Raw genomic sequence first — 12,571 nt, 5'->3', positions numbered from 1 at the left:
TTAGTCGGACCCTTCTGGTAGACCTGCATCAGACCGTGACGCGCCGGTGTCGATGCCCACGTCGGCGTGCGGATCCGTGGTTGAATGACGCCCGCGGAAGAGCTAGGTCATGATCGCCATGTCGCCCGATTGAGAGGGACTCGGATGGACGCCGCGGAGTCGATGGCTGAGCCGCAGCCGTCGCCGCCGAAGCCCGTGCCCGGCCTGACCGAACGCGAGGTCGAGATCCTCGCCTTCGAGCGTCAGTGGTGGCGACACGCCGGGGCGAAGGAGAACGCCATCCGCGAGCGCTTCGAAGTCTCCACCACGCGCTACTACCAGCTGCTGAACAAGCTGCTGGAGAAGCCGGAGGCGATCGAAGCCGACCCGATGCTGGTGAAGCGGCTGCGCAAGACGCGCGCCGCCCGGCAACGCAAACGTGGCGCACGGCGACTGGGGATCGAGCTGAAATGAGCGTGTTTTCGGGAATGTCCCGGCCGATGAAGGCCGCGGGCGTCGCGCTGATCGGCGTCGCGATCATCGCCGCCGTCATCGGCGGGATCTCCGCGTTGAGTGGTGGCGGGTCGAACGAAGCCGGGCCGAGCGGGACGCCCAGCACCCAGCCCGGCACGCCGCCGGGCGGCACGTCGCCGACGTCGCCCCCCTCCTCTTCGACACCGCCGACGTCGAGCACGGCCGGTCCGACGTCGCCCACGCCGCCGTCGTCCGGCCAGCCGACCCCCGGCCAGCCGACGTCGGGGCAGCCGGGTCAGCCCGGTGACCAGCAGACGTCCAACAAGTGGGTCACCGTCCGGGTGTTCAACAACTCGACGATCAAGGGCCTCGCGGCGCGGGCGAAGGACGACTTCGCCGGCTCGGGCTGGAACGTCACCGAGGTCAGCAACTACTCGCAGGGCATCATCCCGGCGACCACGGCCTACTACCGGCCGGGCACCGACGAGGAGGCCGCGGCCAAGCAGCTGGCGCAGGAGTTCGGCTTCAAGGCCGAGCCCCGCTTCCAGGGAATACAGGACGCGAGCCCGGGCGTGATCGTCATCGTGACGAACAACTACGAGTCCGGCCACAAGGGCAGCTGACGAGCTTTTGCCGAAGGGGCGCCACCCGCGGGTGGCGCCCCTTCGCGCGTTTCAGTCGCCGGTCTGCACGTGGGCGTAGGCCTCCAGGGCCGCGAGCTGGGCCGGGTCCAGGCTCGGCCGGACCTTCGTACGGGCCGTCTCGAGGTGGGCCGCCGTGACCTCGTGGGCCTCCAGCGACTCGCGCATCGCCGTCAACGCCGCTTCGCGGATCAGGGCCGCGCAGTCGGCCGCCGAGTAACCGTCCAGAGTGGACGCCACCGCGGCCAGGTCCACATCGGATGCCAGCGGGGTGTTCTTCGAGGTCGCCAGCAGGATCGCGGTGCGGGCCTCGGCGTCCGGCGGCGGCACGTAGACGCGGCGCTCCAGCCGTCCGGGCCGCAGCAGCGCCGGGTCGACCAGCTCGGGCCGGTTCGTCGCGCCGAGCACGACGACCTCGCGCATCGGCTCGACACCGTCCAATTCGGTCAGCAGCGCCGCGACCACGCGGTCGGCGACGCCGGAGTCGGACGACTGGCCGCGGCGCGGGGCCAGCGCGTCGATCTCGTCGAGGAAGATCAGCGACGGCGCGGCCTCGGCGGCGCGGCGGAACAGCTCCCGCACCGCACGCTCCGACTCGCCGACCCACTTGTCCATCAGCTCGGCGCCCTTGACCGCGAACACGTTGAGCGCGCCGGTGCCGGCCAGCGCCCGCACCAGGAACGTCTTGCCGCCACCGGGCGGCCCGTAGAGCAGCACCCCGCGCGGCGGTGCGACGCCGAGCCGGGCGAACGAGTCCGGGTACCGCAGCGGCCACAGCACCGTCTCGGTGAGGGACTGCTTGACGTCGACCATGTTGCCGACGTCGTCCAGGGTCAGCCCGCCGGTGGCCAGGTTGTCCGAAGTGGACAGCGACACCGGCCGGACGGTGGTCAGCGCCGCCTCGAGGTCCTGCTGCGAGACGCGCGGCTCGTCCTCGTCACGCTGGCGCAGCGCCGCCCGCAGGGCCGCGTCCCGCCGCAGCGCGATCAGGTCCGCCGCGACGAACCCCGGCGTCCGCTCGGCGAGCGCGCCGCAGTCGATGCCCGGCTCGAGCGGGACGTCACGCAGCAGGACGTTCAGCAGCTCACGGCGGATTTTCGCGTCCGGAAGTGCCAGGCCCAGCTCACGGTCCAGCAGGTCCGCGGCCCGCAGCCGCGGGTCGGCGGACTCGGCGCGGGCCGTCGTCGCGACCACGGCGAGCCGGTCGCGGCGCAGGGCCGCGCGCAGCTCCTCCAGCACGACCGTCGCCACCGGCGGCGGGGTGGTCGCGGGCAGCAGCGCGTCGACGTCGGTGATCAGCAGCACGGCCGGGCCCGTGGCGGCGCGGACCGCCTCGCGCAGGCGGGCCACCGCGACGTTCGGGTCCAGCACGGCCAGGTTGGGCGCGGCCAGCGGGACGACCTTGACGTCCTCGGCGTGGGCGACCGAACGCACGAGCGTCGCCTTGCCGACGCCTTCCGGGCCGGACAGCAGCACCCCGAGGTGGGCGGGCGCGCCCAGCTTCGCGAGCAGCTCGGGCCGGTGGAAGGCCAGGTCGAACCACTCGGAAAGCTTGCGGGCGGCCGCTTCGCCGCCGATCAGGTCGGCCACCGGCACGGCCGGCTCGGTGACCTCCGCGACCGCCACTTCGTCTTCGACGATCTCGGCGTCGATCCACTCCTCGGCCGCGGTGACGGCGGTGGTGCGGACGAGCGCGGTCGCCGTGCGCGGCGCGGCGGGCTCGGCGGCGGGCCGCGCGCCGTCCCGCCAGACGACCACTGTGGACGGTCCAACCGCGACGGTGCCGGCCGGCTCGGTCGCGGTGACGGTCAGCAGCTCGTTGGTCCAGGTCGCGCCGATGGCCCGCGACAGCTGGCCGCGCAGCCCGGCGGCGTCCGAGCCCGGCTGCGGCGCGAGGTCCTGCGGCAGCAGGGAAACGGCGTCTCCGACGGTCAGGACCTTGCCGATCAGCGCGAGCCGCAGCATGTGCGGGCTCACCGAGGTGCTGGCCAGCCGCGACCCCGCGACGGTCACCGTCCGCGCCGCGGACACCTCGGCCGGGGCGACGACGACCTCGGCGCCCTCGGTGACGCCGAGGTTCGACATCGTGACGTCGTCGGTGAGCAGCACCCCGGGCACGCCGGTCTCGTCGGCGGGCGCCGCGAGTGCGGCGCTGACGCGGGCGCCGGTCAGGTGCACCGCGTCCCAGGCCCGCAGGCCCAGCGCGTCGAGGACCTCGGGGTGCAGCCGGACGACGCCGCGGCGGGTGTCCAGCGCGGACGGCGTGTGCCGGACGGTCAGCGTGATCTGGGGGTGGCTCACGCCGTTCACCCTAGCGATGCGGAGCCCGCCCAGGCTGCCGAGCGGGGTGATGTCCCGGACCGCCGACACCGCGTGTCGTCCATCCGAGTACGCGTGTCGTCCCGCCAGGTACGCGTGTCGTCCCCTCAATCACCCGTGTCGACCCCTCAAACACGCGTGTCGACCCTCCGATCACGCGTGTTGCCTGCTCGATCCTGCGCGATCGCGAACCCGGACGGTCGGTTCGCGTGCCCGGAGGGGCATCTCGCGTGATTGAGCGGGCATCACGCGTGATTGGAGAGGCATCGCGCGTGATTGGCGAGTCGACACGCGTGATTGGGAGGACGACACGCGTACTCAGGTGGACGACACGCGTGCCTGGATGGACGACACGGTTACTTGCGGCGCAGGCCGATCTGGCGCCAGGAGCGGCGGCGCTGGCCGTCGCCGTTCTGGGCGTTTCCTCGGGGGGTGCGGACGTACTCGCCGTTGCGGGGGAGGCGGACCGCGCGCATCGCGGCGCCCGCGACGCGGCGGCGCAGCGGCGGGCGCAGGCCGAGGCGGCGCTGGGAGCGGGCCCGGCGGATCGCGCGGCGCTCGCGCGGCGGGACCGTCCAGGCCTCGGGGTGCGCGGCCAGCCAGCGGCTGCGGTAGACCGAGTACGGGATGTGCGCCAGGTACAGGATCATCGCGACGATCAGCGCGACCAGCGGGAACTGGATGATCGCCGCCGCCAGCAGGGCGACGCCGATCAGCAGCGGCGCGATCGCCTTCGCCGGGGCCTTGACCGTCTTCAGCGACAGCGTCGGGATCCGGCTGATCAGCAGGGCCGCGATGGCGATCGTCCACGCCCACACGACCCACTGCGACGACCACCAGCCCCCGCCCCACTGCAGCCAGGCGACCAGCGGCAGCATCGCGAGCAGGCCACCCGCCGGCGCCGGGACGCCGACGAAGAACTCGCTGGAGTACGGCGGCTGCTCGGTGTCGTCGAGCAGCGTGTTGAACCGGGCCAGCCGCAGGATCATGCAGACGGCGAAGATCAGCGACGCGACCCAGCCGATCCGGTCCGCGCCCGCCTGCCACACGTAGATGACGAGCGCCGGCGCGACGCCGAACGAGATGCCGTCGGACAGCGAGTCCAGCTCCGCGCCCATCTTCGACGTCGCGTCGAGCAGGCGGGCGATCCGGCCGTCCAGGCTGTCGAGCACCGCGGCGATGCCGATCGAGGCGATCGCCATCGAGTAGTTCTTCGTCAGCGCGAACTGCACCGCCGACAGCCCGGCGCACAGCGCCAGCACGGTGATGGCGTTCGGCAGCAGCCGGACGCCGGGGGTGGTCGTGGTCACGCGGACCATGGGTCAGCCTTCCGAAAGCGCCGGGAGCTCGGCGATCACCGTCTCGCCGCCGACCGTCCGCTGGCCCTTCGCGACCAGCACCCGGGAGCCCGGCGGGAGGTAGAGGTCGACCCGCGAGCCGAAGCGGATGATGCCGTACGTCGCGGCGGCGCCGACCTTGTCGCCCTCGCGGATCTCGCACAGGATGCGGCGCGCGACGAGCCCGGCGATCTGCACGACGACGAGCTCGTGGCCGTCTTCGGTGCGCATCAGCACGGAGTTGCGTTCGTTGTCCTCGCTCGCCTTGTCCAGGTCCGCGGAGAGGAACTTGCCCGGCCGGTAGGCGACTCGCTCGATCACGCCGTTCGCCGGCACGCGCTGGACGTGCACGTCGAACACCGAGAGGAACACCGACACGCGCATCCGCGGCTCGGCCGGCAGGCCGAGCTCGGCGGGCGGGACGGCTTCCTCGATCAGGGAGACGAGGCCGTCGGCCGAGGCCAGCGCGACGCCGTCACGCGGCGGCGGGACCCGCTTCGGCTCGCGGAAGAACGCGGCCATGGCCACGGTCGTGAGCGCGCCGAGGACGCCGAGGCGCTTGGAGAACCGGCGGGCGACCAGCGTCGCGACCGCGCCACCCGCCACGAACGGGCGACCGGCCGGGTGCATCGGCGGCAGCGTCTCGCGGGCGAGCTGGAGGGCGTGGGCGACGGGATTGCCGGTGGATTCTCCCCGGGTGCCGCTCATGGTCGGGTCCCCTGGTTTCGTGTCGTGAGGGCGGGTGACGCCGGGGTTCCGGCGGCCGCGTACGGGCGCCACCACGCTACCGCTGCCCCAGGTGGGGGTCTGGTCGGGTCCGTCCGGGTCCTCCGCGAGGGTGTCCCCGTGACGGGTGGGAGCGACCACATCCCGGTAACGGATGGTCGAAGTCTGCGATAACTCTGGGTAGTTGACGCCGCCTGACCTGTGAGGACCGATGATCGACCGCCACGATCCCGCCGAAGCCCGGCTCGCCGAGCTGCTCGGTGCGTGGCGCCGGGACGTCTCCGAAGGGCCGTTCCCGTCCCTCGTCGATCCGGACCACGCGGTGGACGTCGTCCTCGAAGCGAAAAGACGAAGCCGGGTGCATGCACCCCCCGACGGCACATGCACCCGGCCCCGGAACCAGGGCGTGCGAGAAGCGCCGAACGACGTACTTTAGCCGCCGGAACCGTGTTGACCACTGTTCATCAGGCAACCGTTACGAACGATCACCCGAACGACGGCCGATACCGCTCACGAGCCGCAGGATCGCCAGCAGCACGACGGCGCCCAGGATGGCCACGCCGAAGCTGGGGAAGTCGAAGTCGAACGACTTCGCCTGGCCGGTCGCGAGCCGGTAGAGCAGCCCGCCCAGTGCCGCGCCGACCACGCCGACGAGCACGCTGACCAGGCACCCCTGCCGGCGCCGGTCCCGCCCGTCGACCACGAGGTTGGCGGCCCAGCCGACGAGCGCGCCGAAGATGACCCATGCGACGAAACCCATGCGGAGAGCTTACGCGGGCTGATCACACGAAAGCACAAGAGACATTGCACAAGAGCCTTTGTACAACTACTCTTGTGTGTCATGACCGAAGACATCCGGGAGATCCGGGACTCCAAGGTGCTGGCCGCCATGTCGCACCCGCTGCGCCGCCGGCTCCTGGAACTGCTGCACCTCGACGGCCCCGCGACGGCGTCGATGCTCGCGGCCAAGACCGACCAGGCGGTGGGCAACGTCAGCCACCACATGAAGGTCCTGTCCGCCGCGAAGCTGGTCGAGGTGGCGCCGGAACTGGCCCGTGACCAGCGGGAACGCTGGTGGCGGCGCAGCGCCAAGACCCTCCGGTGGGCCGCCGCGAGCTTCCCCGGTGACCCGATCGCCGAAGCGGCCGAGGTGCTCGTGCTCGACCACCAGGTGGCGATCGCCCGCGACTGGATCGCCCAGCGCGAGACCTACCCCGAACCGTGGCAGGGCGGCCCGTTCAGCATCGACACGTGGGTGCGGCTGTCGCGCGAGGAGATGGACGAGCTGAACGCGCGGGTCCTGCTGCTGATCAGCGAGTTCGAAGACCGCACCGAGCCCGGCGACGGCGTCGAGCGGCGTCCGGTCTTCTTCGCCGCGCGGGCCTCGCTGGGTCAGCCGTGACGGGGCTCTGGGGGAGCCGCGACTTCCGGCTGCTGTGGACCGGCGAGACCACCAGCATGCTCGGCAGCATGGTCGCGAGCACGGCGTTGCCGCTGGTCGCGGTGCTCACGCTGGGGGCGAGCACGTTCCAGGTCGCGCTGCTGACGGCGGTGGCCTGGCTGCCGTGGCTGGTGATCGGCTTGCCCGCCGGCGCCTGGGTCGACCGGCTGCCGAAGCACCCGGTGATGCTGGCCTGCAACACGGTGTCGATGGCGGTGTTCGGCAGCGTCCCGCTCGCCGCCGCGCTCGGGCTGCTGACCATGCCGTACCTGCTGGCCGCCGCCCTGCTCGGCGGGGTCGCGAAGGTGTTCTTCAGCCTGGCCTACAAGGCCTACCTCCCGGCGCTGGTCGGTCCCGGCGACCTGCTCGAGGGGAACGCGAAGCTGCAGGGCAGCGAATCCGCGACGCAGGTTGCCGGGCCCGGCCTGGCCGGGCTGCTCGCGCAGGCGTTCGGCCCGGTCAGCGGGATCCTGGCGGACGCGGTCAGCTTCGGCGTCTCCGTCCTGTGCGTGCGGGCGATCAAGGTGCGCGAAACCGTCGTCCCGGTCGAGCGGACGCCGTTGCGCAGCCAGATCGCCGAAGGACTGCGGTTCGTCCTCGGCGACCGCTACCTGCGGACGCTGATGACGTTCGGCGCCGTCTCGAACCTCGCGCTCACCGGGTACCAGGCCATCCAGATCGTGTTCCTGTCCCGCACGCTCGGCGCCGCACCCGGCCTGGTCGGGCTGGTGCTGGCGGTGGCCGCGACCGGCGGGGTGGCCGGCGCCGCGCTGGCCGGGCGGCTCGGCGCCCGCTTCGGCACCGCCCGCGCGTTCCTGCTGTGCGAGGCGTTCGCGGCGCCGATGCTGCTGCTCGGCCCGCTGAGCGGCCCCGGCTGGGGTCTCGTGCTGTTCGTCGTCGCGGAGTTCGGCGTCTGCGCGGGTGTCGTCGCGTCGAACGTGCTGACCACGACGTTCCGGCAGCGCTACTGCCCGCCGGAGCTGTTCGGCCGGATCACCTCGACGACGTCGATCGTCAACTACGGCACGATCCCGCTGGCCGGGGTCCTCGGCGGCGTGCTGGGCGAGGCGATCGGCGTCCGCGAGACGCTCTGGGTGATGTCCGCGGTGCTGATCGCCGCCCTGGCGATGCTGGCGCCGCTCGTGCGGCTGCGCGACTTCCCGGTCACAGCAGCAGCACGTCCACTTCGTCGCCTACCGCTGCCGACGTGACGTCCTCCGGCAGCACGATCAGGCAGTTGGCCTGGGTGAACGCGGCCAGCAGGTGCGAGCCCGGCCCGCCGCGCGGGCCGACCACCCCGGTGACCTCCCGCCCGGACGGCGCGAACACCCCGCGGCGGAACTGGCGACGGCCGGCGGGCGAGCTCATCTCCTCGGTCAGCCGGGCCCGCACCTGATGACGCGAGACGTCGGTGTGGCCGAGCGCGGCCAGCAGCGCCGGGCGCAGGAACGCCTCGAACGACACGAGCACGCTCACCGGGTTGCCGGGCAGCGTCACGACCGGCACGCCCTGCCAGCGCCCGCTGCCCTGCGGGCCGCCCGGCTGCATCGCGACCTTCGCGAACTCGACGCCCTGCCCGGTGAGCGCGTCCTTCACGACTTCGTAGGCGCCCGCGCTGACCCCGCCGGAGGTGACCAGCAGGTCGGCGCCGGCCAGCCGCGGCTCGATGACCTTGCGGAACTCCTCGACGTCGTCGACCACGCTGCGGACGACGTCGACCTCGCAGCCGAGCTCGCGCAGCGCGGCGGCCAGCATCACGCTGTTGGACTCGTAGATCTGGCCGTGGCGCAGCGGGGCCGGCGCGTCGATCAGCTCGGTGCCAGTCGAGGCGATCAGCACCCGCAGCCGGTGCACCCGCACCTCGGCGAGCCCGACCGCGGCGGCCAGGCCCAGGTGCGAGTGCCCCAGCACGGTCCCAGCCGGCAGCGCGACGGTCCCGGCGACGACGTCCTCGCCGGTGCGCCGGATGTGCGCGCCCTCGCGGGCTTCGGCGGTGATCGTCACGGTCTCGGTGCCGCGGTCGGTGTCCTCGACCATCACGACGGCGTCCGCCCCCGGCGGCAGCGGCGCGCCGGTCATGATCCGGTGCGCGGTGCCGGGTTCGAGCGTCCCGACGTCGACCCGGCCCGCCGGGATGTCGTCGGCCACCGGCAGCGTCACCGGGGACGTGGTCACGTCGGCGGCGCGGACGGCGTAACCGTCCATCGCGGAGTTGTCGAACGGGGGCAGGGACACGCCCGCCAGCACGTCCTCGGCCAGGACGAGGCCGGCCGCGGCGGCGAGCGGCAGGGAGGTCGCGGGTGCGGTGCCGAGGAGCGCGGTGATCCGCTCCCGGTAGTCGTCGACGGAGATCACCGGACCATCCTCCCCCCTCGGGTGGGGCGTGCAAGACTCTCGGTCGTCTGAGAGCACGCCAGCGGGGAGTACGCATGCAGGTCCGAGTCCGCAACCAGCCTTCGTTCGCCGTCGCCCGGCTGATGTTGGCGCCCGGGGAACCGTGCCAGGTGGAGTCCGGCGCGATGATGGCCACGAGCTACGGCGTGCAGGTCCAGTCCCAGGCGCAGGGCGGCATCATGAAGGGCCTCGGCCGCGCCTTCCTCTCCGGCGAGTCCTTCTTCATCTCCACCTTCACCGCGCCGCAGAACGGTGGCTGGGTCGACGTCGCGGCCAACCTGCCCGGCGACATCCAGACCATCCCGCTCGACGGCCGCACCGGCTGGGCCGTCACGCGCGGCTGCTGGCTCGCGTCGTCGCACGGCGTGCAGACCGAGACCAAGTGGGGCGGCATGAAGAACCTGATGGGCGGCGAGGGCGGCTTCCTGACGCACGCCACCGGCCAGGGCGAGCTGCTCGTCAGCTGCTACGGCGCGGTCGAGACGATGACCCTGCAGCCGGGCGAGATGGTCACCGTCGACACCGGGCACGTCGTCGCGTACGCCGACACCGTGCAGTACCAGATCCGGAAGGTCGCGACGGGCATCATCCAGTCCATGAAGAGCGGTGAAGGCCTCGTCTTCGACTTCGTCGGCCCCGGCCAGATCATGACGCAGACGCGCAACCCGTCGGCGCTGATCAGCTGGATCATCTCGCACGTCCCGTCCCGCTGATGCGCGTCCAGACCCGGCACACGCCCGGTTTCGGCGTCGCCCGCGTGCTGCTCGACCCGGGCGAGGCCGTGCACGCCGCGCCCGAGACGCTGCTCGCGAGCCGCTTCGGCGTCACCGAGACGGCGGCCGGCCGCGGCGGCGCCCGTGCGGGCAAGTCGACGGCGGCCGTCTACACGGCACCGTCCGACGGCGGCTGGATCGACTTCGCGCCCCTGCGTCCCGGCGACGTCTACCCGCTGGAGCTGCGCGGCGGCACAGGCTGGTCGGTGCACCGCGAGGCCGTGCTGGTGCGGCCGTCGGCCGTCCGGCACGACACCGGCTGGGCGCCACTGCAACAGCTCTTCGGCGCCGACGCGGGTTTTCTCGACCACTACAGCGGAACCGGGGCGCTCGTGCTGGCCGCGCCCGGCCCGGTGGACGCGTTCGAGCTCGCCCAGGGCGAGCTGGTCACGGTCCGGCCGGACTACCTGCTGGCCTACCCGGACACGATCCAGTGCCGGCTGCGCGCACTCGACCCCGGCGGCCCGCAGTCGGTGCGCACGGGAGAGGGATTGGCGGTCGACTTCGCCGGTCCCGGGACGGTGCTCGTGCACGCGCGGAACCGGCGCCTTTCGGGCACGTGATCTTCAGACGAATTGCCCATTGCCGGGGGGAATAATTCCGGTAGCGTGATTGTCACTCGCGCCGCTGGCCCTAGCTGGGCCAGCGGATCCTTGTGTGCTGAGGGAGGGCGCCGTGGCTGTCGGCACCGTCAAATGGTTCAACTCGGAAAAGGGCTACGGGTTCATCGAATCCACCGAAGGACCGGACGTCTTCGTCCACTATTCGGCCATTCAGGCTGACGGATTCCGCACTTTGGACGAGGGTGACCGCGTCGAGTTCGAAGTCCAGTCCGGGAGAGACGGTCGTAGCCAGGCCGCGGACGTGCGGAAGGTGTCCTAGTCGACCGAGTTGACCTGTTGGGCGAACCCCCGGCAGCCGCCGAACCTGGGACGTTAGGCTGCCGGGCGTGACAGGCGATGTGTCGGGGGACCTCACCGGTCGCCGGCTGGGCAACTACCGCATCGACGGAGTGCTCGGCAAGGGCGGCATGAGCGTGACCTACAAGGCCACGGACGTGCGCCTGGGCCGGAAGGTGGCGCTGAAGGTCATCGGCGACCACCTCGGTACCGACGCCGAGTTCCGCGAGCGGTTCGTCGACGAGGCGCGCAACACGTCCGCGATCGACCACGCCAATGTCGTGCCCCTGTACGACTTCGGCGAGCTCGACGGCATGCTCTACATCGCCATGCGGATGGTCGACGGCGGTGACCTCGCCGGCCTGATCGCCGGCGGCCCGATCGCGCCCGCGCGCACGCTGACCATGCTCGACCAGGTCGCGGACGCGCTCGACACCCTGCACAACCGTGGTCTGGTCCACCTGGACGTCAAGCCGGCCAACGTGCTCGTGACGAAGAAGGAGACCTCGCGCGAGCACGTGTACGTCGCCGACTTCGGGCTGACGCGCCGCGGCGCGACCGGCCACCGCACCCGCGGTGGCGACTTCCTCGGCTCGCCCACCTACGCGGCGCCGGAGCACCTGCGGGGCGAGCCGCTGGACGGGCGCACCGACCAGTACGCGCTGACGTGCGTCCTCTGCGCCTGCCTCACCGGCAGCCCGCCGTTCAAGGGCGACGTGCCGACGGTGATCAAGGGCCACCTCAACGGCGAGCCGCCCGCGATCTCCCGGGCCGTCGCGCTGCCGCCGGCCATCGACGAGGTCATCCGCAAGGGCATGTCCAAGAACCCGGCGGACCGCTACCCCAGCTGCGTCGAGATGATCGCGGCCGCTCGCCGCGCGCTCGGCGCCCAGGCGACGTCGGACACCCCGCCCGGGCCCCCGGGGACGAATTCGGGTGGAGTTCCCGCGCCGCAGCGCCATGGTCAGGTACAACAGGGACCGCACCAGACCACGGCACCGCAGGGAGAGGGGGCCCCCGTGCACCCGTACGGAGGACAGCAGCAGCCCGGTTACGGGCAGCAGCCGGGGCCGCAGGGTCCCGGTGGCCCCGGTGGCCCGCCGCCGCAGGGCCCGCCGCCCGGCTACGGCTACCCCCAGCAGGGCCCGCCGCAGGGGATGCCCCCGGGCATGCCCCCGCAGGGCATGCCGCCCCAGGGGTACGGCTACCCCCAGCAGCAGGGCATGCCGCAGGGGCCGCCGCCCGGCTACGGCCCGCCCGCCGACCCGATGCGCCTGCGCCCGCCGATGCCGGCGGGCGGCGCGGGCGCGTTCGACCAGACGAAGAGCGGCGGCGGCGCCAAGTGGGTCTTCATCGTGATCGGCGCGGTCGTGGTGATCGGCGCGATCGTGGCGGCGATCATCATCTTCAGCGGCGGCGACAGCGGCGGTGGCGGCCAGACGACGGCCCCGAACATCCCGGTCGGCCCCGGCGACTCCCAGAGCACCCCGACGTCCTCGCTCAACGCGCCTCCGACGTCGATCTCCATCAAGCCGACCTCCTGAATCCGTGCGGCGCTGAGCAGGTCTTCTTGCACTCTCCCCCTGAG

Annotated in this window: 14 protein-coding genes; 9 read left to right on the top strand and 5 right to left on the bottom strand. The window is 72.5% G+C overall.

Going from position 1 to position 12,571, the window contains the following annotated elements:
- Positions 1-144: 144 nt before the first annotated feature.
- Both VA596_RS05815 and VA596_RS05810 read left to right on the top strand, forming a co-directional pair.
- A complete protein-coding gene (locus tag VA596_RS05815; RefSeq protein WP_323324274.1) occupies positions 145-453 on the top strand; it encodes a DUF3263 domain-containing protein in 309 nt (102 codons plus the stop codon).
- Positions 450-1,076, top strand: a complete 627-nt coding sequence (locus VA596_RS05810) for a LytR C-terminal domain-containing protein (RefSeq protein WP_323324273.1) — start codon at positions 450-452, stop codon at positions 1,074-1,076. Before VA596_RS05815 ends, VA596_RS05810 begins: the two co-directional genes overlap by 4 nt.
- A gap of 51 nt (positions 1,077-1,127) precedes the next feature.
- On the opposite strand, the gene VA596_RS05805 is transcribed toward VA596_RS05810, so the two are convergent.
- From VA596_RS05805 to VA596_RS05795, 3 genes are all read right to left on the bottom strand, one after another.
- A complete protein-coding gene (locus VA596_RS05805) occupies positions 1,128-3,395 on the bottom strand; it encodes an AAA family ATPase (RefSeq protein WP_323324272.1) in 2,268 nt (755 codons plus the stop codon).
- A 374-nt stretch (positions 3,396-3,769) separates the two neighbouring features.
- Positions 3,770-4,732: a CDP-diacylglycerol--serine O-phosphatidyltransferase gene (pssA, locus tag VA596_RS05800; RefSeq protein ID WP_323324271.1), complete on the bottom strand. Its 963-nt coding sequence runs from the start codon at positions 4,730-4,732 to the stop codon at positions 3,770-3,772.
- Positions 4,733-4,735: 3 nt separating this feature from the next.
- Complete coding sequence (locus VA596_RS05795; RefSeq protein WP_323324270.1) at positions 4,736-5,458, bottom strand: phosphatidylserine decarboxylase; 723 nt, start codon at positions 5,456-5,458, stop codon at positions 4,736-4,738.
- 229 nt (positions 5,459-5,687) lie between these two features.
- Between VA596_RS05795 and VA596_RS05790 the strand changes: the two genes are divergently transcribed.
- Positions 5,688-5,912: a hypothetical protein gene (locus VA596_RS05790; RefSeq protein WP_323324269.1), complete on the top strand. Its 225-nt coding sequence runs from the start codon at positions 5,688-5,690 to the stop codon at positions 5,910-5,912.
- A gap of 39 nt (positions 5,913-5,951) precedes the next feature.
- Here VA596_RS05790 and VA596_RS05785 read toward each other — a convergent pair whose 3' ends face one another.
- Entirely contained in the window at positions 5,952-6,236 is a 285-nt protein-coding gene (locus VA596_RS05785; protein ID WP_323324268.1) for a GlsB/YeaQ/YmgE family stress response membrane protein, read from the bottom strand.
- A gap of 81 nt (positions 6,237-6,317) precedes the next feature.
- Here VA596_RS05785 and VA596_RS05780 point away from each other — a divergent pair, with 81 nt between their 5' ends.
- Together VA596_RS05780 and VA596_RS05775 are read left to right on the top strand one after the other, a co-directional pair.
- Positions 6,318-6,878, top strand: coding sequence for an ArsR/SmtB family transcription factor (locus VA596_RS05780; RefSeq protein WP_323324267.1), 561 nt, complete (start codon positions 6,318-6,320; stop codon positions 6,876-6,878).
- Positions 6,875-8,128, top strand: a complete 1,254-nt coding sequence (locus tag VA596_RS05775; protein WP_323324266.1) for an MFS transporter — start codon at positions 6,875-6,877, stop codon at positions 8,126-8,128. Before VA596_RS05780 ends, VA596_RS05775 begins: the two co-directional genes overlap by 4 nt.
- Here the strand turns inward: VA596_RS05775 and moeA are convergent.
- Positions 8,082-9,272 (bottom strand): molybdopterin molybdotransferase MoeA, encoded by a 1,191-nt coding sequence (moeA, locus tag VA596_RS05770; protein ID WP_323324265.1) that lies wholly within the window; start codon positions 9,270-9,272, stop codon positions 8,082-8,084. The two genes, VA596_RS05775 and moeA, sit on opposite strands and share 47 nt — an antisense overlap.
- Positions 9,273-9,346: 74 nt before the next feature.
- Between moeA and VA596_RS05765 the strand changes: the two genes are divergently transcribed.
- The 4 genes from VA596_RS05765 to VA596_RS05750 all read left to right on the top strand — a co-directional run bounded on the left by VA596_RS05765 (position 9,347) and on the right by VA596_RS05750 (position 12,527).
- Positions 9,347-10,024, top strand: coding sequence for a TIGR00266 family protein (locus VA596_RS05765; RefSeq protein WP_323324264.1), 678 nt, complete (start codon positions 9,347-9,349; stop codon positions 10,022-10,024).
- The gene (locus tag VA596_RS05760) at positions 10,024-10,647 is read left to right on the top strand and encodes an AIM24 family protein (protein ID WP_323324263.1); all 624 of its coding nucleotides are present in this window, start codon (positions 10,024-10,026) and stop codon (positions 10,645-10,647) included. The genes VA596_RS05765 and VA596_RS05760 overlap by 1 nt, the downstream gene beginning before the upstream one ends.
- A 112-nt stretch (positions 10,648-10,759) precedes the next feature.
- Entirely contained in the window at positions 10,760-10,966 is a 207-nt protein-coding gene (locus tag VA596_RS05755) for a cold-shock protein (protein ID WP_005164266.1), read from the top strand.
- A 67-nt stretch (positions 10,967-11,033) separates the two neighbouring features.
- The gene (locus VA596_RS05750) at positions 11,034-12,527 is read left to right on the top strand and encodes a serine/threonine-protein kinase (protein ID WP_323324262.1); all 1,494 of its coding nucleotides are present in this window, start codon (positions 11,034-11,036) and stop codon (positions 12,525-12,527) included.
- The last annotated feature ends 44 nt before the right edge of the window (positions 12,528-12,571 follow it).

This window comes from Amycolatopsis heterodermiae, assembly GCF_034929455.1.
In the GTDB taxonomy this organism is placed as follows: Bacteria; Actinomycetota; Actinomycetes; order Mycobacteriales; family Pseudonocardiaceae; genus Amycolatopsis; species Amycolatopsis heterodermiae.
The sequence above is the reverse complement of the archived record's forward strand: the minus strand, read 5'-3'. Positions and strand labels throughout refer to the sequence as shown.

Coding starts and splice junctions, on each gene's coding strand:
- VA596_RS05780 (WP_323324267.1), top strand. CDS start 6,318: ATGACCGAAGACATCCGGGAGATCCGGGACTCCAAGGTGCTGGCCGCC.
- pssA (WP_323324271.1), bottom strand. CDS start 4,732: ATGGTCCGCGTGACCACGACCACCCCCGGCGTCCGGCTGCTGCCGAAC.
- VA596_RS05810 (WP_323324273.1), top strand. CDS start 450: ATGAGCGTGTTTTCGGGAATGTCCCGGCCGATGAAGGCCGCGGGCGTC.
- VA596_RS05760 (WP_323324263.1), top strand. CDS start 10,024: ATGCGCGTCCAGACCCGGCACACGCCCGGTTTCGGCGTCGCCCGCGTG.
- VA596_RS05790 (WP_323324269.1), top strand. CDS start 5,688: ATGATCGACCGCCACGATCCCGCCGAAGCCCGGCTCGCCGAGCTGCTC.
- VA596_RS05795 (WP_323324270.1), bottom strand. CDS start 5,458: ATGAGCGGCACCCGGGGAGAATCCACCGGCAATCCCGTCGCCCACGCC.
- VA596_RS05815 (WP_323324274.1), top strand. CDS start 145: ATGGACGCCGCGGAGTCGATGGCTGAGCCGCAGCCGTCGCCGCCGAAG.
- VA596_RS05765 (WP_323324264.1), top strand. CDS start 9,347: ATGCAGGTCCGAGTCCGCAACCAGCCTTCGTTCGCCGTCGCCCGGCTG.
- VA596_RS05785 (WP_323324268.1), bottom strand. CDS start 6,236: ATGGGTTTCGTCGCATGGGTCATCTTCGGCGCGCTCGTCGGCTGGGCC.